The organism is Streptomyces sp. V4I2 (assembly GCF_030817655.1).
GTDB lineage: Bacteria > Actinomycetota > Actinomycetes > Streptomycetales > Streptomycetaceae > Streptomyces > Streptomyces plumbiresistens.
In genome coordinates this window covers 2,368,740-2,393,873 of record NZ_JAUSZM010000003.1, presented here as the reverse complement: position 1 = coordinate 2,393,873, position 25,134 = coordinate 2,368,740, and the positions used below count along the sequence as shown (strand labels likewise).

Annotated in this window: 23 protein-coding genes; 9 read left to right on the top strand and 14 right to left on the bottom strand. The window is 71.8% G+C overall.

Going from position 1 to position 25,134, the window contains the following annotated elements:
• Positions 1-325: 325 nt before the first annotated feature.
• The 3 genes from QFZ76_RS11890 to QFZ76_RS11880 all read right to left on the bottom strand — a co-directional run bounded on the left by QFZ76_RS11890 (position 326) and on the right by QFZ76_RS11880 (position 2,964).
• Positions 326-1,402, bottom strand: a complete 1,077-nt coding sequence (locus QFZ76_RS11890) for an RNA ligase (ATP) (protein ID WP_307673683.1) — start codon at positions 1,400-1,402, stop codon at positions 326-328.
• 75 nt (positions 1,403-1,477) lie between these two features.
• Entirely contained in the window at positions 1,478-2,245 is a 768-nt protein-coding gene (locus tag QFZ76_RS11885) for a 3-keto-5-aminohexanoate cleavage protein (RefSeq protein ID WP_307673682.1), read from the bottom strand.
• Between the two features lie 116 nt (positions 2,246-2,361).
• Positions 2,362-2,964, bottom strand: coding sequence for a hypothetical protein (locus tag QFZ76_RS11880; RefSeq protein ID WP_307673681.1), 603 nt, complete (start codon positions 2,962-2,964; stop codon positions 2,362-2,364).
• Positions 2,965-3,205: 241 nt separating this feature from the next.
• Here QFZ76_RS11880 and QFZ76_RS11875 point away from each other — a divergent pair, with 241 nt between their 5' ends.
• Positions 3,206-6,004, top strand: a complete 2,799-nt coding sequence (locus QFZ76_RS11875; RefSeq protein ID WP_307673680.1) for a penicillin acylase family protein — start codon at positions 3,206-3,208, stop codon at positions 6,002-6,004.
• A gap of 35 nt (positions 6,005-6,039) precedes the next feature.
• Here the strand turns inward: QFZ76_RS11875 and QFZ76_RS11870 are convergent, their stop codons facing one another.
• Together QFZ76_RS11870 and QFZ76_RS11865 are read right to left on the bottom strand one after the other, a co-directional pair.
• Positions 6,040-7,359 (bottom strand): serine-threonine protein kinase, encoded by a 1,320-nt coding sequence (locus QFZ76_RS11870; RefSeq protein ID WP_307673679.1) that lies wholly within the window; start codon positions 7,357-7,359, stop codon positions 6,040-6,042.
• A 102-nt stretch (positions 7,360-7,461) separates the two neighbouring features.
• Positions 7,462-8,694, bottom strand: a complete 1,233-nt coding sequence (locus tag QFZ76_RS11865) for a DUF1343 domain-containing protein (RefSeq protein ID WP_307673678.1) — start codon at positions 8,692-8,694, stop codon at positions 7,462-7,464.
• A 202-nt stretch (positions 8,695-8,896) separates the two neighbouring features.
• Here QFZ76_RS11865 and QFZ76_RS11860 point away from each other — a divergent pair, with 202 nt between their 5' ends.
• From QFZ76_RS11860 to QFZ76_RS11850, 3 genes are read left to right on the top strand one after another with little or no spacing between them, the layout of a single operon-like run.
• On the top strand, positions 8,897-9,670 hold the full coding sequence (locus QFZ76_RS11860) for an SDR family oxidoreductase (RefSeq protein ID WP_307673677.1): 774 nt from the start codon (positions 8,897-8,899) through the stop codon (positions 9,668-9,670).
• Positions 9,667-11,328 carry a class I adenylate-forming enzyme family protein gene (locus tag QFZ76_RS11855; protein WP_307673676.1) on the top strand — a complete coding sequence of 554 codons (1,662 nt, stop codon included), beginning with the start codon at positions 9,667-9,669 and terminating at the stop codon, positions 11,326-11,328. The genes QFZ76_RS11860 and QFZ76_RS11855 overlap by 4 nt, the downstream gene beginning before the upstream one ends.
• Before the next feature lie 41 nt (positions 11,329-11,369).
• A complete protein-coding gene (locus QFZ76_RS11850; protein WP_307673675.1) occupies positions 11,370-11,963 on the top strand; it encodes a TetR/AcrR family transcriptional regulator in 594 nt (197 codons plus the stop codon).
• 55 nt (positions 11,964-12,018) lie between these two features.
• Here QFZ76_RS11850 and QFZ76_RS11845 read toward each other — a convergent pair whose 3' ends face one another.
• From QFZ76_RS11845 to QFZ76_RS11825, 5 genes are all read right to left on the bottom strand, one after another.
• Positions 12,019-13,233 carry an acyl-CoA dehydrogenase family protein gene (locus QFZ76_RS11845; RefSeq protein WP_307673674.1) on the bottom strand — a complete coding sequence of 405 codons (1,215 nt, stop codon included), beginning with the start codon at positions 13,231-13,233 and terminating at the stop codon, positions 12,019-12,021.
• Between the two features lie 6 nt (positions 13,234-13,239).
• Positions 13,240-14,271: a phosphotransferase family protein gene (locus QFZ76_RS11840; protein WP_307673673.1), complete on the bottom strand. Its 1,032-nt coding sequence runs from the start codon at positions 14,269-14,271 to the stop codon at positions 13,240-13,242.
• Between the two features lie 158 nt (positions 14,272-14,429).
• A complete protein-coding gene (locus QFZ76_RS11835; protein WP_307673672.1) occupies positions 14,430-14,726 on the bottom strand; it encodes a hypothetical protein in 297 nt (98 codons plus the stop codon).
• Positions 14,727-15,404: 678 nt separating this feature from the next.
• A complete protein-coding gene (locus tag QFZ76_RS11830) occupies positions 15,405-15,737 on the bottom strand; it encodes a DUF202 domain-containing protein (RefSeq protein ID WP_307673671.1) in 333 nt (110 codons plus the stop codon).
• Entirely contained in the window at positions 15,734-16,126 is a 393-nt protein-coding gene (locus QFZ76_RS11825; RefSeq protein WP_307673670.1) for a YidH family protein, read from the bottom strand. The genes QFZ76_RS11830 and QFZ76_RS11825 overlap by 4 nt, the downstream gene beginning before the upstream one ends.
• A 65-nt stretch (positions 16,127-16,191) precedes the next feature.
• Between QFZ76_RS11825 and QFZ76_RS11820 the strand changes: the two genes are divergently transcribed.
• On the top strand, positions 16,192-16,878 hold the full coding sequence (locus tag QFZ76_RS11820; RefSeq protein WP_307673669.1) for a hypothetical protein: 687 nt from the start codon (positions 16,192-16,194) through the stop codon (positions 16,876-16,878).
• Here the strand turns inward: QFZ76_RS11820 and QFZ76_RS11815 are convergent.
• Both QFZ76_RS11815 and QFZ76_RS11810 read right to left on the bottom strand, forming a co-directional pair.
• Positions 16,860-17,375 carry an NUDIX hydrolase gene (locus QFZ76_RS11815; RefSeq protein WP_266442370.1) on the bottom strand — a complete coding sequence of 172 codons (516 nt, stop codon included), beginning with the start codon at positions 17,373-17,375 and terminating at the stop codon, positions 16,860-16,862. The two genes, QFZ76_RS11820 and QFZ76_RS11815, sit on opposite strands and share 19 nt — an antisense overlap.
• Positions 17,376-17,399: 24 nt before the next feature.
• The gene (locus QFZ76_RS11810) at positions 17,400-18,299 is read right to left on the bottom strand and encodes a DMT family transporter (protein ID WP_307673668.1); all 900 of its coding nucleotides are present in this window, start codon (positions 18,297-18,299) and stop codon (positions 17,400-17,402) included.
• Between the two features lie 431 nt (positions 18,300-18,730).
• Here QFZ76_RS11810 and QFZ76_RS11805 point away from each other — a divergent pair, with 431 nt between their 5' ends.
• From QFZ76_RS11805 to QFZ76_RS11790, 4 genes are all read left to right on the top strand, one after another.
• On the top strand, positions 18,731-19,684 hold the full coding sequence (locus tag QFZ76_RS11805; protein ID WP_307673667.1) for a hypothetical protein: 954 nt from the start codon (positions 18,731-18,733) through the stop codon (positions 19,682-19,684).
• Positions 19,685-19,716: 32 nt separating this feature from the next.
• A complete protein-coding gene (locus QFZ76_RS11800; protein ID WP_307673666.1) occupies positions 19,717-21,255 on the top strand; it encodes an APC family permease in 1,539 nt (512 codons plus the stop codon).
• 144 nt (positions 21,256-21,399) lie between these two features.
• Positions 21,400-22,158: a molybdopterin-dependent oxidoreductase gene (locus tag QFZ76_RS11795; protein WP_307679987.1), complete on the top strand. Its 759-nt coding sequence runs from the start codon at positions 21,400-21,402 to the stop codon at positions 22,156-22,158.
• On the top strand, positions 22,142-22,762 hold the full coding sequence (locus QFZ76_RS11790; protein ID WP_307673665.1) for a cytochrome b/b6 domain-containing protein: 621 nt from the start codon (positions 22,142-22,144) through the stop codon (positions 22,760-22,762). Before QFZ76_RS11795 ends, QFZ76_RS11790 begins: the two co-directional genes overlap by 17 nt.
• Positions 22,763-22,766: 4 nt before the next feature.
• Here the strand turns inward: QFZ76_RS11790 and QFZ76_RS11785 are convergent, their stop codons facing one another.
• Together QFZ76_RS11785 and QFZ76_RS11780 are read right to left on the bottom strand one after the other, a co-directional pair.
• On the bottom strand, positions 22,767-23,801 hold the full coding sequence (locus QFZ76_RS11785) for a hypothetical protein (RefSeq protein ID WP_307673664.1): 1,035 nt from the start codon (positions 23,799-23,801) through the stop codon (positions 22,767-22,769).
• Positions 23,798-25,030: a hypothetical protein gene (locus QFZ76_RS11780; protein WP_307673663.1), complete on the bottom strand. Its 1,233-nt coding sequence runs from the start codon at positions 25,028-25,030 to the stop codon at positions 23,798-23,800. The genes QFZ76_RS11785 and QFZ76_RS11780 overlap by 4 nt, the downstream gene beginning before the upstream one ends.
• Positions 25,031-25,134 lie beyond the last annotated feature (104 nt).

Below are 25,134 nucleotides of genomic sequence, written 5' to 3'. Positions count from 1 at the left end.
GCCTCAGTGCGGGCATGAGCGTGCCGCCCCAGCTGTCGGCTTCGACGCGCTGCCCCACCCGGCGGCTAGACCGTGCCGCCCCAGCTGTCGGCCTGAGCGTGCCGCCCCAGCTGTCGGCTTGACGCGTTGCCCCAGTCGTCGGCTTGACCGCGCTGCCGTACCCGCAGGTTCGCCCCTCCGCTCAGGTGCAGGCATCCTCCCGCGCCGCCGCGGCTGCGGGCAGGCGTGCCGTTGGGGCGGCACGGGTGGGCGCAGCGGCACCCCGTCGCCGCGGGTGAGCGCACCCGCCCCCGCCCGCACCGGCCCTCGCACCTCACACCCCGGGTCACTCGAACTCGGTGCCCCCCTTACGTGTCAGATACGCCGGGCTCACCGCCTTCGCGACAGCCCGCCCCCCGGGTACCGGGCTGTACCGCTCGCGGACCGGCCGTATCACCACCCCCTCCCGCAGATGCAGCCCCCGCCCGGACACGGTCTCCCGACCGCTCGCGGCCTCCAGCACCCGAGCGATGTCGTACGGCCCTTCGAACACCCGCGGCACCAACGGCAGCTCACCGTCGACCAGTTCGACCACTTCCCCCGCGTCGAGCCACCGCACGGCCCCGCCGACCTCCACGGACACGTCGAACACGGCGTATCCCAGCGTGTCCCGCCGCCCGTCCGCGCCGTAGGTCAGGTCCTGCACGCCCGCTCCGTACACCTCACCGAACACACCGACCCGCCGAGCCCTCAGCCGCTCCGCGACCCGCGCAGCCACCTCGGCGACCCCGTGCCCCCGCACCGCACGCCAGTAGAGGTTCCGCGGATTCTCCTTCAGGGCCAGCGACTTCGCACCGAACCCCTTGGAGGAGACGTACACCCGTTCCCCGTCGGCGGCATACGTCAGCAGGCAGGCCGATCCGTGCAGCTTCTCGGTCAGTACCACCGGCTCGCCGGGCGCGAAGATGTCCGGGTACCGCTGGATGTTCTCGATGTCGACCCAGGGCAGCAGGCCGGGTGCGGACTCGACGTCCCCGCTCATCGACGTCGGCACCGGCGGCACCCACTTGGTGATCCCGAGCCGCTCGGCGAAGTCGGTCCCGTCTTTCGCCGCCCGCAGCAGGTCGACGTCCGTCAGCGCCTCCGGCCGGCACACGATCCCCTGCGAGAGCTCACCGCGCAGCCGCACCGCCTTGACCCGGTCCTGGTTGCCGCCCGCCAGACGCCCGGTCAGCCCCAACTCCTCGATCAGCCCGGCCGGGAGCACGGACTGCTCGGGGATGTACACGGCGGCCTCGCCGGTGCGGTAGGCGCCCTTGGCGACGACGGCCCGGTACAGACCGACCTGCGCCAGTTCGAGCGCGTCGGCGTTGGGATGGTCGTGGACGGTCAGCACTTCGGCGGTGACGCGCAGCGTCGACATCGGGACTCCTCGGGTTCCTCAGGGGTGTCTCATCGCCTCCCAATGTCCGGACGCGAAAGCGCTGGAGCGAGCGGATTATCGCCTGGTAGGGTCCCGGCCTTCGGCGGACGGCGACACCCGACCTGGCCGGTCCCATCCGTACTCGACCAGCCCCTTCGCCACCAACTGAGCGTTGGACAGGGCCCGTTGCCCGTCGGGAAGGGTCAGCGTGTCCTCCAGGCCTATGCGGGTCGCGAGGCCGAGGCGTCCGGCCAGCCGCAGCACCGGCCACGCGCCGCCGTCCTCGCCGTGCAGCAGCACCGGGCGGCCGTGCGCGGAACCGAGGTCGGTCAGGAGTGCACGCGCGGTGTCCTCGGCGGTCTCGGACGCCGGGTCCGTCACCTCCGCCAGCACCCGCAGCACCTTCGGGCCGAGCGGCGAGACGGCGAACCGCGCGGCCCCGTCCGTACCCGACCAGATGCCGGCTTCGACGCCCACGCCGAGGTCCATCAGCGCGGCGGCCACCTCCTCGGCGCCCGGTTCGTGCCAGTTGACCGAGGCGTGGTCGGGCAGCACGGTCCAGCTCCGGACTCGCTCCAGCCGGGCCGCTGGATCGGGCTCAGCCCAGGCGCCCGTGGTCACACCGACCGGCACCGACACCCGCGCACGGATCGCCTCCAACGTCGCCGCGATCACGCGCGGCGACAGACTGTCCTGCCCGCACGGCGTCTTGGGATGGACATGCACGTCCGTGGCACCGGCCGCGACGGCCTCGGCCGCGGACTCGGCCAGCGCCTGCGGCGTGCGCGGCACCATCGCACCGTCGGCGGCCCCGCGGGGCCCGTTCACACACACCTGCACCATGACTCGATGGTGCCAGCCACCACTGACAAAGCAGGGGGTACGGCATCCCCGGCGCACCCCCGCACGCACGGTTCCTAGGTTCGCTGCGGTCAGTCGGGTCAGTCGGGTCAGTCGGGTCAGGCCGACACGAGCAACCGTCCGCGCCTGGCGTCCGCCAGGGCCTCGGGTGTGAGCACGGGACGCGGTACGAGAATTCCGCAGTCCGTGCAGACCGGACCCGTAGAGGGTTCGTGGTCCAGTTCGTACTTCCAGACGAGGCGCTCCCCGCCGCACACCGGGCATTCCGCGCCCGGCTCCCGCTCCAGCGCGGAGATCAGCCGGCGCAGCACCTCCGCCAGCGGTTCGTGCGGGTGGACCCGTGGGTCGTCGCACCAGGCGACTCCGAAGCCGCCCCAGGTCAGGCGGTGCCAGTCGTCCACGGTGCCGGGCCTGCGCAGCCCGTCGTGCTTCTCCTTCTTGCGTCGCTCGGCGAATCCGGCCTCGTAGGCCAGCCAGACCGAACGCGCCTCTTCCAGCTCCTCCAGTGCGGCCACGAGCCGCGCTGGGTCGGGGGACCGGTCCTCGGGACCGAACCCGGCTCGCGAGCACAAATGGTCCCAGGTCGCCCTGTGGCCGTAAGGGGCGAACCGCTCAAGGCACTTGCGCAGCGAATAACGCCGGAGCGCCAGATCGCATCGCGGATCGCGCACCTGTCTCGCCAAACTCCGGAAACCGGCCATCGCCCTGCACCTCCGTCACACCTGCACCTGTACTTCGGTCACTTCGGCGTCGTCGTACGGACTTCGCGTGGACTTCGCACGACGTTGCCGAATAGACGTATCGACAAGCGATTCGGCTCCATCCAATTTCCGATGACCCCCATAAGCGATGCCACCGACTCCGAAAAGTGACGCATGTTCATCTTCAATCCCGGGGATACCGGCGGTAACGTCCGGCCCACCCCCGTCGGTAGGAGCTCTCATGCCTCGGCGCACCTCACGCACCGCACTCGACAGACTGAGAACTCCCGGCAGATTCCCCGGGTTCCTGAAGTCCGCCTCCGTATGCGTCCTGATTGCCGGTCTTTTGTCCCCGCTTTCCCAAGCGGCCGCGGCGGCGGACACCGAGACCGTGGCGGCCGCGGTGGCGAACGACCACTGCGGGGGCCGGTGTTCCGACATCCTGCCGCCCGGCCAGAACGGCAACGCCACCCTCGCGCAGATCCTGCTCAACCAGGCCTTCGGCTCCCAGCCCGCGCACGCCGAGGACCAACTCGGCCCGTACGCCAACCTGGCGAAGGGCTATCCCGCGCTCACCGACGCCACGATCAACACCTTCTTCAACGAGGCGTCTTTCGGGGTCCCTGCCGATCAAGTCGCCTCCACACTCAAGCCCGCCGGTCGCAGCGACGTGACGATCGTCCGCGACAAGAAGACGGGCGTACCGCACATCACCGGTACCACCAGATACGGCACGGAGTTCGGAGCGGGCTATGCGGCGGCTGAGGATCGGCTGTGGCTCATGGATGTCTTCCGTCACGTCGGGCGCGGTCAGCTGACTCCCTTCGCCGGCGGCGACCCGTCCAACCAGGGCCTGGAGCAGCAGTTCTGGCGCACCGCCCCGTACACCGAGGCCGATCTCCAGGCGCAGATCGACAACGCGGTCGCCACCAACGGAGCCCGCGGGCAACAGGCCCTCGCCGACGTGAACGCCTACGTCGCAGGCATCAATGCCTACATCGACGCCTCCGACAGCGGCCGCTACTTCCCCGGCGAGTACGTCCTGACCGGTCACAAGGACTCCGCCACCAACGCCGGCACGATCGACCGCTTCAAGCCCACCGACCTGGTCGCGCTGGCCTCCGTGATCGGCGCGCTCTTCGGCTCCGGGGGCGGCGGCGAGGTGAACAACGCGCTGTCGCTGCTCGCCGCCCAGCAGAAGTACGGCGTGAGCGAGGGCACCAAGGTCTGGGAGTCCTTCCGCGAGCGCAACGACCCCGAGGCGGTCCTGACCCTCCACGACGGCAGCTTCCCCTACGCCTCCGCGCCCGCCGACCCGCAGGGCGAGGCCCTGCCCGACGCCGGCTCGGTGGCCACGGAGCAGCTGGTGTACGACCGTACGGGCAGCGCGGCCACGTCGAGCGCCACCGGCGCCTCCACCACGGCCGCGAGGACCGCCGTCACCTCGGCAAAGCGCGGCATGTCCAACGCCCTCGTGGTGAGCGGCGAGCACACGGCGAGCGGCAACCCGGTCGCCGTCTTCGGACCGCAGACCGGCTACTTCGCGCCGCAGCTGCTCATGCTCCAGGAGATCCAGGGCCCCGGCCTCAGCGCCCGCGGCGCCTCCTTCGCGGGCCTGGGCATGTACGTCGAGCTCGGCCGCGGCCAGGACTACGCGTGGAGTGCCACCACCTCGGGCCAGGACATCATCGACTCCTACGCCGTCGAGCTGTGCCAGGACGACTACCACTACCTGTACCGCGGCACCTGCACGGCGATGGAGAAGATCGAGCGGAAGAACGCCTGGACCCCGACCACGGCCGACGGCACCGCGGCCGGCTCGTACACGATGCGGGTGTGGCGGACGAAGTACGGCCCCGTGGAGTACCGCGCGACCGTGGGCGGCAAGAAGGTCGCCTACACCACCCTGCGCTCGTCCTTCATGCATGAGGCCGACTCCATCATCGGCTTCCAGATGCTGAACGACCCGGACTACGTCGACGGCCCGGAGACCTTCCAGAGCGCGGCGCAGCACATCAACTACACCTTCAACTGGTTCTACGCCGACTCCGAGCACACCGCGTACTACAACAGCGGCGACAACCCGGTGCGGGCCACCGGCGTCGATGCCGAGTTCCCGGTGTGGGCGCAGCCGGCGTACGAGTGGCGGAACTGGGACCCGACGACGAACACGGCGCAGTACACGCCGGCCTCGGCCCACCCGAACTCGATCGACCAGGACTACTACATCTCCTGGAACAACAAGCAGGCCAAGGACTACACGACCGCCTCCTGGGGCGACGGTTCGGTGCACCGCGGCAATCTCCTCGACGACCGGGTGAAGAGACTGGTCGCCGCGGGCGGGGTCACCCGGGCCTCGCTGGTGAAGGCGATGGCGGACGCCGGGCTCGCCGACCTGAGGGCGGAGGACGTGCTGCCGGACCTCCTGAAGGTGGTCACCAGCTCGCCGGTGACCGACTCGACGGCCGCGGCGGCGGTGAGCAGGCTCCAGGCGTGGGTGACGGCGGGCGCCAAGCGCACGGAGACGACGGCCGGTTCGAAGACGTACGCCGACGCCGAGGCGATCCGCATCCTGGACGCGTGGTGGCCGCTGCTGGTGAAGGCCGAGTTCGAACCGGGCCTCGGCAGCGACCTGTACACGGCCTTCACCGCCAACCTGCCCGTCGACGAGACCCCGTCGGCCGCCCACGGCCCGACCGGCGCGCACGCGGGCAGCGCCTTCCAGTACGGCTGGTGGAGCTATGTCGACAAGGACATCCGGGCCGTGCTGGGCGAGTCGGTCCAGGGGCCGCTCGCACGGAAGTACTGCGGTGGCGGCAGCCTCGCCGCCTGCTGGGACGTCCTCGTCAGCACGCTGAAGGAGGCGGCCGGCAGGACCGCGGCCCAGGTCTACCCCGGTGACGACCTGTGCTCGGCGGGCAACCAGTGGTGCGCCGACTCGATCGTCCAGCGCACACTGGGCGGCATCAAACACGGCAACATCAGCTGGCAGAACCGGCCGACGTTCCAGCAGGTCGTGGAGTTCACCTCGCACCGGTAGGGCGATCGCACCGGTAGGGCGCGGGTGGCGGCGGGTCAGCGGATGCGGCCCGCCACCACCACCAGCTGTGCCAGCTCCCGGTGCACGATGTCGCTGTGCGCGCCGGACGGCGCTCCGCCGCGCCTGACCACCTCGACCGCGTCGACGTTCACACACCCCGAGGCCGGCAGCTTCCCCTTCAACGCGGCGGCGAGCTTGAACGACTGGGTGCCCGGCACCGCCTGCACGCCGCCGTACCCCATCGCCCCCCACTTGGCACCGAGGCCGCGTGCCAGGGCCAGTTCGGCGGCGACTCCCTGCGCATCGCCCGCCATCCGCGAGGCCAGCGGGTAGATGGTCCCGAGGGCCGAGTCGTGCCGGGAGTGGCAGCACACCAAAGGGCCGTCGATCCGTAGGTGCTGCCCCTGGAGGACCCCTCCCGCGCGCGGGTCGTGCGGCAGCCGCGCCGCGAACGCGTAGTGGGAGAAGGCGCCTTGGAGGAGCGTCACCGACTTCACCGTGCGCACGCCCTGCGGCAGCCCGCGCAGCGCGAACGACACCAGCCGGGCGCCGAAGCTGTGCCCCACGAGGTGCACCCGCACGTTCGGTGCCTTCGCGGCCAACTGCCCGACCACCCGCCCGAGTCCGCGCTCGCCGACGGTCCCCGCGCGCCGCTTCATGGCGTAGTACGTCGCCTGGCGCAGCAGTTCGTGCGCGCCGTCCCACGGGTTGGGCAGCGAGAACCCGGCCGTCCCGCCCGGGGACTCGAGTTCCGCCAGCGCCCGCGCGAACTCCTCGCAGATCTCCGCCGTGGACCCCGAGAACATCAGGGGGTCGCTCTGCTGCACCCCTTCGGCCATCGTGTCCGCCGCGAACAGCACCTGCGGTCCCGGCGGCACGACGTCCACCAGCAGGCGCACCAGCCGCCCGAACTCCTCCAACTCCCGCTCCTCGCGCGGCTGCTGGTCCAGCATCCGCGCGATCTGGTCGATCACGGTCGCCCGCCCGGGGAAGGTCTCCAGCAGCGCGTGCCGGGTGTCCTTGTCGAGCGCCGGACGCGGCGGCAGCTCGGCGGCCACGGCCCGCGGGAAGTCCGGGATCGGCTCGTCGGAGAACCGCATCGACGGCCACACGACACCGACATACCCGAGTCGGGCCGCCGGGGCGAGCGCCGGGATCGGCGCGAAGAAGCGGCTGTAGAGCCGGGTCGCCCCCGAGCGGTCGCTGTTCCAGCCGTGCGAGAAGACCACGAGATCGCGCACGTCGTGTTCCGCGACCCCGGCCAGCAGCCGGTCCCGCTTCCCGCCGTCCGTGTCCCCGTCCGCGTCGAAAGTGAGCTCCCAGTACGGACTCACGCTCATTGCCGGCTCTGCCATGACGGGCCCCCTCGTCCCCCGGAGCGGTGCGATGTGCGCGCATCGTCCCGCTAGCGGTCGGAGTTGGCCATACGTCGTGACTCATCCGGGTGAATCACCGGCTCACCGGTAGACGAGGTACTCCCGCCGCACCCTCCGGAAGGCCGCCAGCTCCTCCTCCCAGCCCGCCACCACCTCGTCGGTACCCGCCCCCGCGTCGATCATCGTGCGCACCAGCGTGGAACCCGTGAGCTTGTCGATCCAGTTGTCCGCACGCCAGGCGAAGCCGCTCCACACCTTCTTGGCGGTCACCAGGAGCGCGATCCCGGTGCGTACGGGGTCGTAGGCGTCCCGGTCGTGCACATGGACCTGCACGCCCCCGATCGTCTTCCCCTGGAACTTGGAGAAGGTGGGCGCGAAGTATGCCTCCCTGAAGCGCACCCCGGGCAGCCCGAGTCCGTTCGCCGCGTCGGCCCACCGCCCGTCGACGCCCTCCGCGCCGAGCAGTTCGAAGGGGCGGGTCGTGCCACGCCCCTCCGACAGGTTCGTCCCCTCGAAGAGGCACGTCCCCGAGTACACCAGGGCGGTCTGAGGCGTCGGCATGTTCGGGCTCGGCGGCACCCAGGGCAGCCCCGAGTCGTCGTACCACTCGGACCGCTTCCACCCGCTCATCAGTACGGCGTCCAGCTCCACCGGCGCGGCCAGGAACTCCCCGTTGAACAACCGCGCCAGCTCCACGACCGTCATCCCGTGCGCCTGCGAGATCGGCTGCCGCCCGACGAAGGTCGCGAACTCCTTGTGCAGTACGGGTCCCAGGGCCGCCCGTCCGGTCACCGGGTTGGGCCGGTCCAGGACCACGAACCGTTTCCCCGCGAGCTGGGCGGCCTCCATGCAGTCGTACAGCGTCCAGATGTACGTGTAGAAGCGCGCGCCCACGTCCTGGATGTCGAAGACCACGGTGTCCACGCCGGACGCGGTGAAGATGTCGGCGAGCGGCCGGCCGCTCTTCAAGTACGTGTCGTAGACGGGCAGGCCGGTCGCCGGGTCGTCGTAGCGGCCCTCGGAGCCGCCCGCCTGCGCGGTGCCCCGGAAGCCGTGCTCGGGGCCGAAGACGGCGGTGAGGTTCACGCGGTCGTCCGCGTGCATGACGTCGACGATGTGGCGTACGTCCCTGGTGACGCCGGTGGGGTTGGTGACGATGCCGGTGCGCCGGCCGCTGAGCTGGGCGTAGCCGTCTGCGGCCAGGTTCTCGAAGCCGGTTCGCCTCCGGCGGGTGGCCGCGAAGGCGGGGGAGGCCGCGGGGAGTGCTGCTGCTGCCGTTGTTGCGGCGAGGAAGGTCCGTCTGGGTAGGTGCATGTGACCTCCTTGATGGGGATGGTCGGCATGGGCACGGTATGTGCTTCCGCGGGTTGTGTGGAAGGTGCGGGCCGTCCGTGGCTGGTCGCGCAGTTCCCCGCGCCCCTAGGGGCGTCTGAGGCCCCTTCCTTTGATACATACCGACCGGTTAGTCTGGCCGTTGCGGGGGCAGAGTCGATTCTCGTCGCGTCGAAGGAGACCGATGGTGGAAGCCGTGCAGGGTGCTGGTGTGGTCGTCACGGGAGCCGGGGGTGGGATCGGGGCCGCGCTGGCCCGGCGTTTCGCCGCCGAGGGGGCCCGGGTCGTCGTCAACGACCTGGACGCCGAGCGGGCGAAGGCCGTCGCCGAGGAGATCGGCGGCATCGCCGTTCCGGGCGACGCCTCGGCGATCGTCGGCGAGGCCAGTGAGGCGCTGGGCGGCACGGTCGACGTGTACTGCGCCAACGCGGGCGTCGCCTTCGAGGGCGGGGAGACCGGCGAGGCGTTCGACGAGCGGCCCTGGACGCTGTCCTGGGACGTGAACGTCATGGCACACGTACGCGCGGCCCACGAACTGCTCCCGGGCTGGCTGGAGCGCGGCAGCGGCCGTTTCGTCTCCACCGTGTCCGCCGCCGGACTGCTCACCATGATCGGCGCCGCGCCCTACAGCGTCACCAAGCACGGCGCGTACGCCTTCGCCGAGTGGCTGTCGCTGACGTACCGGCACCGCGGTCTGAAGGTCCACGCGATCTGTCCGCAGGGCGTGCGCACCGACATGCTGGCCGCCACCGGCAGCGCGGGCGACCTGGTCCTCCAGCCGACCGCGATCGCCCCGGCGGAGGTGGCGGACGCCCTCTTCAAGGGCATCGAGGAGGACCGTTTCCTGATCCTGCCGCACCCCGAGGTCGCCGGGTACTACCAGGCCAGGGCCGCCCACCCCGACCGCTGGCTGACCAACATGAACCACCTCCAGCAGAAGTGGGAGGCGAGCCGGTGACCGACTCCCGCTATGCGGCCAAGCCCTGGCTCGGCCTGCTCAACGACGCCCAGCGCGCGCCGATCGACCCCGCCGACTCGCTGGTTCATGCCCTGCGCCGGGCCGTCGCCGACACCCCGGACCGCGCCTTCCTCGCCTACTTCGACGGCCGTCTGACCTACCGCGAGGTCGACGAGCTGAGCGACTCCGTCGCCGGGCACCTCGCCGCCCGCGGCCTGGAGCGCGGCGACCGGGTGGCGATCCTGCTGCAGAACTCCCCGCACTTCGTGCTCGCCCTGCTCGGCGCCTGGAAGGCGGGCGCGACCGTGGTGCCCGTCAACCCGATGTACAAGTCGGGGGAGGTCGGGCATGTCCTGCGGGACGGCGAGGTGGCCGCGCTGGTCTGCTCGGACCGGGCCTGGGAGTCGTATCTGCGCGACACGGCGGCCGACTCGCCCGTACGCATCGTGCTGACCGGCTGCGAGCTGGACTTCCAGAACCGCCAGGACGCGCGCGTGCTGACCTTCGAGCGGCTGCCTCTGGCCGCCGACGCCGACGATCTCACGGCCGTCGCCCGCGCCGGTCACAAGGCGCCCGAGGACCGCGACGCGGGCCCGGCCGACATCGCCCTGATCAGCTACACCTCGGGCACCAGCGGCGCCCCCAAGGGCGCCACCAACACGCACGGCAACATCATGCACAACGCCGAGCGGCAGCGGACCGGCCTGGCTCTGCCCGAGGCGCCCGTCTACTTCGCGATGGCGCCGCTGTTCCACATCACCGGCATGGTCTGCCAGCTCGGCGCCTGTCTGAACAGCGCGGGCACGCTCGTCCTGGCGTACCGCTTCGAGGCCGGTGTCGTGCTGGACGCCTTCGCCGAGCACCGCCCGCACTACACGGTCGGCCCCTCCACGGCCTTCATGGCACTGGCGGCCCACCCGTCCGTCACCCCGGACCACTTCTCGTCCTTCGTGAACATCTCCTCCGGCGGTGCACCCCTGCCGCCCGCCCTGGTGGAGAAGTTCCGGGCCGGCTTCGGGCCGTACATCCGCAACGGTTACGGGCTCACCGAGTGCACCGCGCCCTGCGCCTCCGTACCGCCGGACCTGGAGGCGCCCGTCGACCCGGCCTCCGGGACCCTGGCCGTGGGCGCGCCCGGCCCCGACACGGTGGTACGCATCGTCGACGACCGGGGCGCCGAGGTCCCCTTCGGGGAGCAGGGCGAGATCCTCGTACGGGGGCCGCAGGTCGTCCCCGGCTACTGGCGGCGCCCCGAGGCCACCGCCGAGACCTTCCCGGACGGCGAGCTGCGCACCGGGGACATCGGCTTCATGGACCCGCAGGGCTGGCTGTACGTCGTCGACCGCAAGAAGGACATGATCAACGCGTCCGGCTTCAAGGTGTGGCCGCGCGAGGTCGAGGACGTCCTCTACACCCACCCGGCGGTGCGCGAGGCGGCCGTCGTCGGGGTGCCCGACGGGTACCGCGGGGAGACCGTCAAGGCGTACATCAGTCTCCGTCCGGGCTCCGACACGGACCCGGCTGCACTCGCCGCGTACTGCAAGGAGAGACTGGCCGCCTACAAATACCCGCGTCAGGTGGAGATCCTGCCCGACCTGCCGAAGACGGCGAGTGGGAAGATCCTCCGGCGGGAACTGCGTTCCCGCCCGCAGGGCTAGACACAGCAACAGAAGAAAGTCTCGGAAGGCAGGTGGCGGCAGTGCCCAGGACTACGGACGGTGACGGTACCCCCGTGCCGCAGCGGCTCCTCGCCGCCGCCACCCGGCTCTTCGCCGAGCAGGGCTACGACCGCACCTCGGTGCAGGAGATCGTCGAGGCGGCCGGCGTCACCAAGGGGGCGCTCTATCACTACTTCGGCTCCAAGGACGACCTCCTGCACGAGGTGTACGCGCGCGTGCTGCGCGTCCAGCAGGAGAGACTCGACGCGTTCGCGAACGCCGACGAGCCGATCGAGAAGCGCCTCAGGGGGGCGGCGGCCGACGTCGTCGTCACCACCATCGACAACCTCGACGACGCGTCGATCTTCTTCCGCTCGATGCACCACCTGAGCCCCGAGAAGAACAAGCAGGTCCGCGCCGAGCGCCGGCGCTACCACGAACGCTTCCGCGCGCTCGTCGAGGAGGGCCAGGAGGCGGGAGTGTTCTCGAAGGCGACCCCGGCCGACCTGGTCGTGGACTACCACTTCGGCTCGGTCCACCACCTGTCGACCTGGTACCGCCCCGAAGGCCAGATGAGCCCCCAGGAGCTCGCCGACCACCTCGCGGACCTCCTGCTGCGGGCGCTGCGGCCGTAGCCACACGCGCGTTGCGGGGCGGCTGCCACCAGGCGGCCGCCCCGCACCCTTCACGTCACACGTACCGCTTCAGCTCGCGCCGCGCCAGCGACCGCTGGTGCACCTCGTCCGGACCGTCCGCGATCATCAGCGTCCGGGCGCCGGCGTAGAGCTCGGCGAGGGGGAAGTCCTGGCTGACGCCGCCCGCGCCGTGCAGCTGGATGGCCCGGTCGATGATGTCGACGACCGCGCGGGGCGTGGCGATCTTGATGGCCTGGATCTCCGCATGGGCACCCCGGTTGCCGACCGTGTCCATCAGCCAGGCCGTCTTCAGCACCAGCAGCCGCAGCTGCTCGACGGTGACCCGCGCGTCGGCGATCCAGTTGTGGACGACGCCCTGCTGGGCCAGGGCCTTGCCGAAGGCGCTACGGGACACGGCCCGCCGGCACATCAGCTCGATCGCCCGCTCGGCCATGCCGATCAGCCGCATGCAGTGGTGGATCCGGCCCGGACCCAGCCGGGCCTGGGCGATGGCGAAGCCGCCGCCCTCCTCACCGATCAGATTGGACACCGGCACGCGCGCGTGGTCGAAGACCACCTCGGCGTGACCGCCGTGGTAGTGGTCCTCGTAGCCGAACACCTTCATGGCGCGCTCGACCGTGACACCCGGGGTGTCGCGGGAGACGAGGATCATGGACTGCTGGCGGCGGATGTCGTCCCCGTCCGGGTCCGTCTTGCCCATCACGATGAAGATCCTGCAGTCCGGGTTCATCGCCCCGGAGATGTACCACTTGCGGCCCGTGATGACGTACTCGTCGCCGTCCCGCTCGATGTGCGTGGTGATGTTCGTGGCGTCCGAGGAGGCCACCTCCGGCTCGGTCATCGCGAACGCCGAGCGGATCTCACCGGCCAGCAGCGGCTCCAGCCACTGCTTCTTCTGCTGCTCGTCGCCGAACTGCGTCAGCACCTCCATGTTCCCGGTGTCCGGGGCCGCGCAGTTCAGCGCGGTGGGCGCCAGGTGCGGGGACCGGCCGGTGATCTCGGCCAGCGGCGCGTACTGGAGGTTGGTGAGGCCGGCGCCGTACTCGGTGTCGGGAAGGAAGAGGTTCCACAGGCCCTGCTTGCGTGCCTCGGCCTTCAGTTCCTCGACGACGGCCGGGGTGTCCCACGGCGAGGCCAGCAGGGCGCGCTGCTCCTCCGCGACCGCCTCGGCCGGGTAGACGTACTCGTCCATGAAGGCGAGCAGCTTGGCGCGCAGCTCCTCGGTGCGTGCGTCGAACGCGAAGTCCATGTTGCGTCAGCCTTCCTGAAGAGTGGTCAGGCCGTGCCCGATGAAGACCGGGACCAGGTCACCGATGCGGTCGAAGCCCGGGCCGACCGTCTGGCCCAGGGTGTAGCGGTAGTGGATGCCCTCCAGGATCACGGCGAGCTTGAACCAGGCGAAGGCCGTGTACCAGGCGACCGCGGAGACATCGCGCCCCGAACGTGCCGCGTACCGCTGGATCAGCTCGGCGGGGCTCGGGTGCCCGGCGGCCTCGGCGGTGGTGGACACGGGGGAGTCGGGCATGCCGAGCGGCAGGCTGTACATCACCAGCAGGCCGAGGTCGGTGAGCGGGTCGCCGAGCGTCGACATCTCCCAGTCGAGGATCGCCTTGATCTTGTCGTCGTCGCCGATCAGGACGTTGTCGAGCCGGTAGTCGCCGTGCACGACGGTCGGGGCGGGGGAGTGCGGCAGCCGCCGGCCGAGGGTTGCGTGCAGCTCGTCGATGCCGGCCAGCTCGCGGTTGCGGGAGGCGTCCAGCTGCTTGCCCCAGCGCCGCAACTGGCGGTCCAGGAAGCCCTCCGGGCGGCCGAAGTCGGCGAGACCGACCTCGGCGGGGTCCACCGCGTGCAGCTCCACGAGCGTGTCCACCAGGGCCAGCACGGCACCCCGGGTGCGCTCCGGGCCGAGCGGAGCGAGCTGGTCGGCGGTGCGGTACGGCGTGCCCTCGACGAAGTCCATGACGTAGAAGGGCGCCCCGGGCGCCGCCCCGTTCTCGGGTTTCTCGCACAGCAGCACCGGACGCGGCACCGGCACGTTCGTCGGGTACAGCGCGCTGATCACCCGGTGCTCGCGCTTCATGTCGTGCGCGGTGGCCAGGACATGGCCGAGCGGGGGCCGCCGTACGACCCACTTCGAGGTGCCGTCGGAGACTGCGTAGGTGAGGTTCGACCGTCCGCCCTCGATCAGCCGGCCGGTCAGCGGGCCGTGCACCAGGCCGGGCCGCTCACGGTCGAGCAGGCCGCGCAGCCGGTCGAGATCGAGACCGGGCGGATGGTCGGGACTCATCAATGCTCCTACGGACGGGTGAACACGACAAGACCATGATGCCGACCGGTCGGTATGTCGTCCAGTAGGAGAGCGGAACGTGATCGGGGCCACGATAGGCCCGCAGCTCCCCGCGCAGGGCGCTGGGGAGCTGCAGGTGGTGACTCTGCCAGGTCGGCTCAGTGGTCGTCCCAGTGGCCCTCGTGCTCGGCGTGCCGGTGGCCGTCGTGCAGATAGTCCACGTGGTCGCCGTGCAGGACGCTCGGGTGCCCGCAGTCCTGGCCGTGCCGGTGGTCGTGACTCTCGTGCGAGACGTGCCCGGAGGGTTCGCACTCGTCCCAGTGGCCGCCGTGCTCGCGGTGCATGTGCCCGTCGTGCGCGTAGTCGACGTGGTCGCCGTGCGGCACCGTGGCGTGGCCGCAGTCCGGGCCGTGCGTGTGCGTGTGGGAGGCGTGTTCCTGGTGGAGGGTGGTCATGGTGCTCACCTTCGAAGGTGCGGGTGATGACGTCGGACAGGCTGCCACGCGAACGCCGCGTATCCGGCGATTCGGACCTGGCGTGGCGTCCGGGTACCCCTGAGGGGCGGGCGGGCCCACGAAGCCCGTCGTCCCCGACGGTAAAGCGGCGCCAGAGGGCTCGCTCCCCAAGAGCGGTCCAAGAACGGACCAAGGTCGTGTACGAGGATCCTTGCCGAGGGTGTGCGAGATCCGCGCCGGGGTGCGCGGGAGGGCCCGCGCCGGAATTCCCACGAGGTGCGCGCCGGTTGGGCTGCGAGGTGCGTGCCGGTTGGCGTACGAGGTCTGTGCCGCGGCTGTATGAGATCCGCGCCGGATCGCCTAGGAGGGCCTGTCGCCGGATTGCCGACGAGGTCCGCGCCGGTTGGGCTGCGAGGTCCGTGGCGGTTGGGCTGCGAGGTCCGTGCCGCGGCCCGTATGAGATGCGCGCCGGATCGCCTCGGAGGGCCCGTGGCCGGATTGCCGGCGAGGTCCGTGCCGGTTGGCGTACGAGGTCCGTGCCGGGGCGCCTATGGGAGCCGCGCCGGATCGCCTAGGGGGGCCGTCGCCGGTTGGCCTGCGAGGTCCGTGCCGGTTCGCTGCGAGGCCCGCGCCGGTTCGCTGTCAGGATCGCGACCGGTTGCCCGGACAGCGCGTCGCCTAGAAGACCAGTGCCGCCGCGCACACCGCGAGCCCTACCGTGAGCAGTGCGCCCGCCGTCGCGTGCCGGGGGGTGAGTGCCGTCGGGCTGCTCGTGGCGGACAGGGTGCGGATGCGGTGGTGGGCGATGAGCAGGAAGGCCAGCCAGAGGGCGCAGCACAGGGCGCAGACGACGATCCCGGGCGCCGAGACTCCTCCGTGCAGGGTGGTCTTCATGGCGAGGATGGCGGCGGCGGTGCTGGACAGGGTCGTACGCCGCCAGGCCAGCCGGGTCCGCTCGGGCTGGAGCCCGGGGTCCCGTTCCGAGGCCGGACGGGCGGCCGCCCCGCTCATCCCTCCCACCCGACGAGCACCACGACGACCATCGCGACGGCCACGACCGCGACCGCGAGGCTCAGCAGTGCCGGGAACCGGGACACCGGCAGGTCCTCGCCGCGGCGCATGGCCCGCTCGCAACGCACCCAGTGGTTGACCGCCCGCAGCGAGCACACCACGCCCGCCGCGAGCAGCGCGAGCGCGAGCCCCACCCGCCAGCCCCAGCGCAGGCCCGGCAGGAACTGGTCCACGGCGAAGCCGCCGCCGATCAGCGCGAGCGCGGTGCGCAGCCAGGCCAGGAAGGTGCGCTCGTTCGCCAGTGAGAAGCGGTAGTCGGGGGTGACGCCCTCCTGCCGGATCTCCCGGGGGTCGAACCAGAGCCGGACGGTGCGTGCGAAACCGATCACGTGCAGGACCCTACCGGGGCACCGCCATGGGGCGTTGTCAGTGCCCGCCGCTACTGTTCGGGGGCATGGATGTTCCCACGTCACTGGCCCAGTACACGCAGGCCGGGCACGGCATCGCCCCCGCCGAGCAGCTGCTCGACCTGCCCGGGTTCTGGCCCGCCTACTTCGGGCCCACCTGGGACGGGTTCGCCGACGAGCCAGAGGTGTTCGGCGCCGACCCGGCGGACGTGGACGCGGCGGGCGAGGCGTTGTACGGGGCGACGGAGGTCTGGCCCGCGTACCGCATACCTCTGCCCGGCGGGCACCTGCTCTGGATCGTGCACCGGAACTTCCCCGACGACCCGGGCACGGACTACCTGCTCACCCACCCCGACCAGGCCCGGGAGACCTCCCTGGCATCCATCGAGGGCCACTTCACCGGGCCGGGGCTGTCCTGGCCGGATCTGGTCGCCGTCGCCGACTCGGCCCCGGCGGACGCCGAGGGCGTACGCGATCCCGGCCTGCGACTGCTCCTGCTGCTCCCGGCGTTCGGCGACGCGGAGACACCCATGGAGGCGGCAGTGGAACGGATCGCCGCCGCACTCGTCGCCGTGGGCATGACGGCTGAGGCGGCTCCGGAGGCGGCCGAGGGGTTCCTCGACCATCCCTTCTGGGAGAGCCCCTACTGGGCCGCTCCGGGCAACAGCCCGCTGAGCGGGGGTACTCATACGCCCGGACCGGTCGGCTCTGCGGCTCAGCCCATCGAGCGGTAGGCCCGCAGCCGCTCGTACGCGTCCAGCCCGTCCGGCACCCACTCCCACTCCCTCAGCCGGCGCAGCACCTCGTCCTCCGGCAGGAAGTCGTGCCAGGCCACCTCCTCCACCTGCGGGCTGACCGGAAGATCGCAGCGGACCTCGTACACCGAGGACCACCAGGTCCGGCCGGCACCGTCGTCGTAGAGGAACTTGAAGAGGTACTCGGGGCGCGGCAGTCCGCTCACGCCCAGTTCCTCCTCGGCCTCGCGCAGGGCCGCGTCGTCGTAGGACTCGCCCGCGCCGACCACTCCGCCGACGAACATGTCGTACAGGGAGGGGAAGACCAGCTTGGCCGGTGTGCGGCGGTGGACGAAGATCCGGCCCTCTGCGTCCCGCGCCTGGATGAAGACGCAGCGGTGGCGCAGGCCCTTCGCGTACGCCTCGCCCCGCGGCGACTGTCCGATGACCGTGTCGTTCTCGTCGACGATGTCGAGGATCTCGTCAGCAGCGCTCATGACTCCATCCAAGCAGGGGCCGGATCAGGCCCGGGCGTCGGTGCGCTGAAGGTCCCGCGCCCGCTCGGTCTGCGTGCACGGCATCGCCGGATGCATGCCGAGGGCCACGATGCCCACGACGATCGCCGCGAGTCCCGCCGCCTCCCAGGCCAGCGCACCCGCGTCGGTGCGCAGCCGGTCGCCGAGGAAGCCGACGCCGCAGATGATCCCGGCCAGTGGCTGGGCCGCGGTCAGGGCGGGCAGCGACATCCGCAGGGGGGCGGTCTCGAACGCGCTCTGCACGAGGATGAGCCCGGTGACGCCGAGCAGCAGCACGGCGTACGGCTGCCAGCCGGTCAGCAGCTCCACCAGGCCGCCCTCGGAGAAACGCTGGCCGCTGACCCGGGTCAGCGCGTCCTGGACGCCGTACAGCAGACCGGCGGCCAGGGCCAGCAGGACCGGGCCGGAGCTCAGCCGGGAGCGCTTGGCGTAGGTCGTGAGCAGCAGGGCGAGGCCGACCATGGCGCCGATGATCAGCCAGTGCCGCAGGGGGTCGGTGAGCGCGGTGCCGCCGCGTGGCTCGCCCGCCACGATGAACGTGGTGACTCCGCCCGCGAGCAGCACGAGGCCCGCCCAGCCCTGGCGGCCCAGCGGCTGCTTGCTCTGCTTGCGGGACAGGGCGAGGGCGAACAGCAGGTTGGTGGCGAGGAGGGGCTCCACCAGGGAGATCTCGCCCTGGCCCAGCGCGATCGCGCCGAGGGCCATGCCGGCCACCATCAGCCCGATGCCGCCGAGCCAGCGCGGCACCTTCATCAGGTCGAGCAGCAGGCGGGGGGAGAGGAAGTCGCTCAGCGGGGCCTGTCGGGCGGCGTTCTGCTGGAGCACGAATCCGAAGCCCAGACAGCAGGCCGCGCTCAGGGCGAGAACCAGGACCAGAACCGACACGCTGCGTACCTCGAGATCATCCGGCGGGGCCACGGGGAGCGTAGGCGGCCGACTGTAGCGTCCCAGGGTCCGCCATGCCCCTGAGAGTGCCCGAGAACCCGGGCGGTTGACTCGATCCCGGCGCCCCGGTCGACGGGGCGGTCGTGCGACCGTGCCGACCATCGTGCGGGGTCCTGGCGGGTCCGCGCCATGGCGTGGGCCACAACAGAACCGGCGATCCGTGCCCGGTCTCGCCCGCCGCTCCACAAGTCCCTTTCAGGTCACGGAAGTTGACGCGTGTAACACCCGTATCCCCCTTGACGGAAAGCGTTGGCTGAGGATTGGCTGTGAGTGATCAGCTGATGGCAAGCCGAAACGTCCAGACCAGAAGGCCGGCCGCCGCGTCGGCCGCATACCGACGACGAGCCGCGTCGCGTGAGGAAGTCCCCGCGGTGTCCCCACCCCCGCCACCCCTCGGGCGCAGTCGCAAGCGCGCCGCCGCTCAGATCCTCGACGCCGCCCTCGACGACAGCGAACTCGTCGCCGCCCGGGGCGCCTTGGCGCAGGGGCGCTGGCAGGCCGCCCGTGCGCTGCTGGCCTGGACGGGGGACGACTGGGACCGGCGAGGGCACCGGGTGACGGTGCTCGCCCTGGAGCCCTACAGCGCCGCGTGGGCCGGCGACTGGCTGCTCGCGGAGCCCGAGTCGGCCGACGCGGCCGTCCTGCTCGCCCTCGCCCAGGTCCGGCGGGCCCTGCGGGGCAAGGAGAAACCCGTCACGGCCCGCGAGGCCTGCCGGACCGCCGCCGCTCTCGCGCCCGCCGACCCCACCCCCTGGCTCGGCCTGCTCATGCTGGAGCGGGACCTCGGGGCCGGCGAGGAGGTCGTCCGGCTGTTCGGCGAGGTCCGGGCGCGGTACGCCGACCACCACCACGCCCATCACCTGATGGTCGCCCACCTCGCCGAGCGCCGCTCCGAGGCCGGCCCGGACCCCCTGCACGAGGTGTACGACTTCGCCCACTGGGCCGCCGAGCAGGCCCCCGCCGACTCCCCGCTCGCGATCCTCCCGGTCGTCGCGCACGCCGAGCGCTACCGCGTGCTGGCCGCCGCCGGGCACGAGCCACCGGACCCGGCCGCCTGCGGGCACTGGGCCGGACGCCGGGCCCGGCAGGTGATGAAGGCCGCCTTCGACTGGTGGCTGGAGTGGGAGCACGAGGGCCACCCGCGCCGACTGGTCGACCTCAACTTCCTCGCCCACGCCAAGGTCTGTGAGGGCCGGGGCGCCGAGGCGGCCGCCCTCTTCCACCGCATCGGCGACCACGCGACCCCGGCACCGTGGTCGTACCCGGACCGCGACCCCTGCCCCGCCTTCCGTGCCGCCCGCGCCGGCGCGCTCGGCACGGCGTAACGCCCCATCTCCCGGAAAAGGACGGTCTCCCCGTGACCACGGACAGTTCGCGCAGCAGCACCACCCCGGGCGGCATCAGTACGTTCAAGGGGCAGGAGCGTGCCCTGCGCTCCGACCGCCTCGGCACCGGCGGCCTGCTGCTCTCCGTCCTCGCCGCGACCGCCCCCCTCATGGTGGTCGCGGGTGTCATGCCCACCACATTCGCGGTGATGGGCATCGTCGGGCAGCCGCTCCTCTTCGTCGTCCTCGGCGTCGTCCTGGTCCTCTTCGGCATCGGTTACGCGGAGATGAGCCGGCACGTCCACAACGCCGGCGCCTTCTACGCGTACATCTCCCGCGGCCTCGGCGGCACCGCCGGCGCGAGCGCCGCCCTGGTCGCCCTCGTCGCCTACAGCGCACTCCAGGTCGGCATCTACGGCATCTTCGGCTTCGAGGTCGCCGGCCTGTTCGCCACCTACGCCGACCTGGAGCTCGCCTGGTGGATACCGGCACTGGCGGCCGCCCTCGTGGTCGGCGCGCTGGGCCGGCTGAAGATCGACGTCAACGCGCGCGTGCTGGGCGTTCTGCTGATCGTGGAGGTCGCCCTGGTCGTCATCTTCGACGTGGCGGCCGTCGCCGACCCCGGCCCGCAGGGCCTGTCCCTGCACGCCTTCAACCCGGACACGCTCACCGGCGCCGGGCTCGGCACCGCCCTGTGCTTCTGCATCGCCGCCTTCCTCGGTTTCGAGCAGGCGCCCGTGTACGCCGAGGAGACCAGCCGCCCGCACATCCTGGTGCCGCGCGTGATGTTCCTGGCGGTCGGCGGGGTCGCCGTCTTCTTCGCGCTCAGCAGCTGGGCCCTCACCGTCGCCACCGGCCCCGCGGCGATCGTCGGCGAGGCACGGCAGCAGAGCGCCAGACTCCTCTTCACCCTCACCGAGGCCCGGCTCGGCGGCACCTTCACGGACGTCCTGCACATCCTGTTCGTGACCGGCATGTTCGCGGCGCTGCTCAGCTTCCACAACGTCGTGGCCCGGTACGCCTTCGCCATGGGCCGCGAGGGCCTGCTGCCCGCCGCCTTCGGCCGGACCACCGGCGCGAGCGGCGCCCCCGGCACCGGCTCCCTGCTCCAGACGGCCGTGTCCGTGCTGGTCGTGGCCGCCTTCGCGGTCGCCGACGACAAGCCGGCCGGCGACCCCACCGCCCCCGTCCTGCACCTGTTCACCTGGTGCGGCAACCTCGGCGCGCTCGGCGTGATCGTGCTGATGGCGGCGGCCTCCCTCTCGGTCGTCGTGTTCTTCGCCCGCCGCGGCGCCGTGGGCGCCCAGGCCTGGCGCCTGGTCACCTCCGCCCTCGCGGGCATCGCCCTCCTGGTGATCGCCGGCTACACGGTCAGGGACTTCGACGTCCTGGTCGGCGCCGGGCCCGGCTCCGCCCTGAGCTGGGCGCTGCCCGGCATCATCGGCCTCGCCCTGGTGATCGGCCTGCTCCAGGGCCTGGTCCTGCGCTCCAGGGCACCCGAGGCGCACGCCCGCATCGGGCTCGGCAACGAGGCGTTCCAGCTGGAGAAGGCGGCGGAGAAGACGCCGTGAGCACCGTCGTGACCGTTGTGATCACCGTCGTCACCACCTGAGATTCGCGTAAGAAGTGATTACGGAACCCTGACGAGCACCCGCGACCCCTGGCCGCCCCCGGGTCGCGGGTGTTCGAATGAACCCGTGAACTCCGATGAACCCGTGAACACCGAACGGCCCGAGGAATCGGGCGGAACGGGCACGGACCAGCCCGAGGCACGCGGCACCCCCGCCGGCCGCCGCGTCTTCCTCGGCACCCTCGGCCTGGGCGCGCTGGGCGTCGTCGCCGCGCCCACCCTGCAACGCGGCCTGGAGGCCTTCCTCGGCGGCGCCGCCGACAAGGACCCCACCGGACTGACGGGCCTGCTCCCGAACGGCGGCGGCTTCCGCTACTACTCGGTCACGTCCTCCGTGCCCCGCAAGAACGCCGAGAACTACCGGCTCACCATCGACGGCCTGGTCGACCGTCCGCAGACCTACACGCTGGCCGACCTCCGAGCGCTGCCCCAGACCCGCATGGTCAAGGACGTCCAGTGCGTCACCGGCTGGCGGGTCCCCGACACCCCCTTCGAGGGGGTACGCCTGTCCCGGCTCCTGGACGCCGCGGGAGTGCGCCCCTCGGCCGGGGCGGTGCGTTTCACCTGCTTCGACGGCGCGTACAGCGAGAGCCTCACCCTCGACCAGGCCCGCCGCGCGGACGTCCTGGTCGCCCTGCGCATGCAGGACAAGGACCTCGGCCACTCCCACGGCGGCCCGGTCCGCCTCTATGTGGCACCCATGTACTTCTACAAGTCCGCCAAGTGGCTCTCCGGCATCACCGTCACCGAGGACGTGAAGCCGGGCTACTGGGAGAATCGGGGATACGACATCGACGCCTGGGTGGGCCGTTCGAACGGGCGGGACGATGAGCCTACGAGCTGACACCCCGCCGACCACGCGGGTGCGCCGCTTCACCCGGGCCGAACGGTGGGTGCACCGCACGACGGCCGTCCTGATGAGCGTGTGCGTGGTGACGGCGGCCTGTCTGTACGTCCCCCAGCTCGCCGAACTCGTCGGCCGCCGCGAACTGGTCGTCCGCGTCCACGAGTGGGCCGGCCTCGCCCTGCCGGTGCCGGTCCTGGCGGGCCTCGTCTCCCGCGCGTTCCGCGCCGACCTGCGCTTCCTCAACCGCTTCGGCCCGCACGACCGCCTCTGGCTGCGTGCCGCCCTGCGCCGCGACAAACGGCGCGCAGCCCGCCCGGCGGGCAAGTTCAACGCCGGTCAGAAGGTGTACGCGGCCTGGGTCGCCGGCGCCACCCTGGTCATGCTCGGCACGGGCCTGATCATGTGGTTCACCCACCTCACCCCGCTGATGTGGCGCACCAGCGCGACCTTCGTCCACGACTGGCTGGCGCTGACCATCGGCATCGTCCTCGCCGGGCACATCGGCATGGCGCTGGGGGATCCGGAGGCGCGGCGGGGGATGCGGACGGGGGCGGTGAGCCGGGAGTGGGCGGAGCGGGAACATCCGCTGTGGCGTCCGTGACCGGTCAAGGGCATTCCGTCGCCCGGTAGTCCTGCCCGCTGACGTACTCCACCCGCAGGGTCTTGTCCTGTTCCCGCAGGACGTACAGCCTGCCCTTCCAGGGCGCCCAGTATCTGGGCACGAGGAACAGACGGTCACCGGAGACATGGAACAGCCGTAGCCCGGCGTACCGGTAACGGTAGGGGCTGCCCTTCGCGTCGACGACGGCGAAGCAACTGCCGCCGCCACGGATCAGCAGGTCCTGCTCGCTGAAGACGACGACGGCCGGAAACCCTTGGTCGACTGTGGCGGCCGTCGTGTCGGCACGGCCCCGGCCGACGATACCGGCGTACGCGTACACGGCCCAGAACAGCGCGATGACGGCGACCAGCAGGGCCGGCGCCCAGATCCGCGCGGCCCCGGGCCGGGGCGCCGTCGCGTCGGATCCCGGTCGGGTGCGCGCGTAGGCGCTGACCAGCACGCCGGTCAGGATCAGCAGCGGGAGGAGGAGTTCGAGGACGTCCTGGGCCACGTAGTAGACCGGCAGGAGGAGCACCGACGGCACCCATGCGTGCCGTAGCGCCCGCAGTGCCCGCGCGGCGCGCGCCGGATCGCGCTGCACCCGCTGGTGCAACGCCGTTGCCGCGATCGAGACGGCGGCCGCCACGAGGACGGGGAGGTACAGCGCGTCCACACTCCGCAGCAGATAGTCGGCCGTGGAGAACCGGAAGAGGGTGTCCCGCAGGCCCAGAGCCCGGGTCTCGGCGTCCGTGCTGGCCCAGCCGAAGTAGAAGAGGACGGCGGTGAAGAGGGAGAGGAACGAGCCTGCGGTGCCCAGGAGTTCGAGCCACTTGGGGGCGACGGGCGGGGGTTCGGGGGGTATGGGTTGCGGTTGCGGTTCCGGGTCGGGCGCGGGCGTGGGCGTGGGCTCGGGGGGTACGGGTTGCGGCCCCGGGTCGGGCGTGGGCGCGGGGTCGGGCGTGGGCGGCGTACGGCGGAGTGCGGCCCGGGTACGTGTCACCGCCGTACGCAGGCGGCGCAGCGCGGTGCGGTCGCTCACGGGGTGGCGGCGGTCGAAGGGCTTCCGTCCCGTGACTCGACCGGCGACGGGTCGGTGGAGCCGGCCGTGGCCGGGGCGACGATGGTGAAGGCGTCGTCCAGGCTTGCCGTCCCGTCGCCACCGTTGTGGTCGAGGCGCACGGTGGTGCTCCGCCCATAGGCGCCCGAGTCCGGCGTCGGGACGACCACGTCGAAGGACAACTGGTCGGGTGGCTCGGCTTTCGGGTCCGGATCGTCGTCAGGAAGATCGACAGGGATCCCGGCGATGGTCATGCTGCTCGCTCCGCCCAGCAGCTCCGCCTTGTCGAAGTAGATGCCGCCGACCTTGACCGTGATCGTGTCGCCCGGCCTGGCCGTGCCGTCGCGGCCCACGTCCACGGAGACGATCCGGAAGGAGCAGACGTCACTGCCGCCGGCCGAGGACGGCGTCAATCGCGCGGTGGCGGAGGGATGTTGCCGGTGGAAACGCAGGACTTCGCCGAGTACGGCATGAGCCGCCTTCCCCTTGCAGCCCGCGAGCCTGCCCTGGAGCGCGGCGTATTCCGTGGCGGCCGTGTCCCAGCTGCCGCCCTGGCCCTGTACGGCCTTGCAGGCCTCGGCCAGTGCCCCGAGCACGCGCCACTCGTCGGTCCGTGGCTTCGCCGAGATCAGTTCGGCGGTTGTCCCGCAGTTCTGCGGGGCCTCGCCGAGCAGGTCGTAGACAGTCTCCGGGTCGTCCTCGGCGTCGGTGTTGGGCGACTTCGGCCCCGGTGGTAACCAGGAGGGTCCCTCGATACGCCCGCCTCCGCCGCCCGAGTTTCCGCCGCTCCCCGAGCCTGCGGAACCTCCGGGGGTTCCGGAGATTCCTGAACCTCCGGAGTCTCCGGAACCCTGAGACCCGCTCGAGCCGGAGCCGCCGGAGCCGCCGGAGCCGCCGGAGCCGCCGGATCCCCCGGATCCCCCTGACCCACCCGAACCGCTCGAACTCCCGCCGCCCCCCGACCCGTTGGACCCGTCGCCGCCCCCGGTACCGTCATCCGGGCGCCACGTCGGTGTTCCCTCGCCGGAGCCGCCCGTGCCGCTCGCCGCTCCGTCGCCCCCGCCGGTGCCACCGCCCGACACGCTCGTACCGCCGTCGCCGGACCCGCCGCCCGTGTCGTCACCGCCCCCGCCGCATGCCGCGGCCGTGCCGATCGCCAGGGCTCCCGCGAGCAGGAGCCCCGATATGCGTACCCCGAGCGAAATCGCCATGACGCCCCCGAAGTCATAGGCCCCGGGGCGTCGGCTCTGCAGGCCGGTGGCCGCGGGCGGCGCCCCGGAGTGCTCCCATGATGGGACGCGCCCCTCCGTCCGGG

What these genes read in the sequence shown, in the direction of transcription:
- QFZ76_RS11835 (WP_307673672.1), bottom strand. Translation starts at nt 14,726, where the DNA reads ATGACCACCCTCCACCAGGAACACGCCTCCCACACGCACACGCACGGC.
- QFZ76_RS11845 (WP_307673674.1), bottom strand. Translation starts at nt 13,233, where the DNA reads ATGGACTTCGCGTTCGACGCACGCACCGAGGAGCTGCGCGCCAAGCTG.
- QFZ76_RS11840 (WP_307673673.1), bottom strand. Translation starts at nt 14,271, where the DNA reads ATGAGTCCCGACCATCCGCCCGGTCTCGATCTCGACCGGCTGCGCGGC.
- QFZ76_RS11860 (WP_307673677.1), top strand. Translation starts at nt 8,897, where the DNA reads ATGGTGGAAGCCGTGCAGGGTGCTGGTGTGGTCGTCACGGGAGCCGGG.
- QFZ76_RS11815 (WP_266442370.1), bottom strand. Translation starts at nt 17,375, where the DNA reads ATGAGCGCTGCTGACGAGATCCTCGACATCGTCGACGAGAACGACACG.
- QFZ76_RS11885 (WP_307673682.1), bottom strand. Translation starts at nt 2,245, where the DNA reads ATGGTGCAGGTGTGTGTGAACGGGCCCCGCGGGGCCGCCGACGGTGCG.
- QFZ76_RS11890 (WP_307673683.1), bottom strand. Translation starts at nt 1,402, where the DNA reads ATGTCGACGCTGCGCGTCACCGCCGAAGTGCTGACCGTCCACGACCAT.
- QFZ76_RS11870 (WP_307673679.1), bottom strand. Translation starts at nt 7,359, where the DNA reads ATGGCAGAGCCGGCAATGAGCGTGAGTCCGTACTGGGAGCTCACTTTC.
- QFZ76_RS11875 (WP_307673680.1), top strand. Translation starts at nt 3,206, where the DNA reads ATGCCTCGGCGCACCTCACGCACCGCACTCGACAGACTGAGAACTCCC.
- QFZ76_RS11820 (WP_307673669.1), top strand. Translation starts at nt 16,192, where the DNA reads ATGGATGTTCCCACGTCACTGGCCCAGTACACGCAGGCCGGGCACGGC.
- QFZ76_RS11790 (WP_307673665.1), top strand. Translation starts at nt 22,142, where the DNA reads ATGAGCCTACGAGCTGACACCCCGCCGACCACGCGGGTGCGCCGCTTC.
- QFZ76_RS11830 (WP_307673671.1), bottom strand. Translation starts at nt 15,737, where the DNA reads ATGAGCGGGGCGGCCGCCCGTCCGGCCTCGGAACGGGACCCCGGGCTC.
- QFZ76_RS11780 (WP_307673663.1), bottom strand. Translation starts at nt 25,030, where the DNA reads ATGGCGATTTCGCTCGGGGTACGCATATCGGGGCTCCTGCTCGCGGGA.
- QFZ76_RS11880 (WP_307673681.1), bottom strand. Translation starts at nt 2,964, where the DNA reads ATGGCCGGTTTCCGGAGTTTGGCGAGACAGGTGCGCGATCCGCGATGC.
- QFZ76_RS11865 (WP_307673678.1), bottom strand. Translation starts at nt 8,694, where the DNA reads ATGCACCTACCCAGACGGACCTTCCTCGCCGCAACAACGGCAGCAGCA.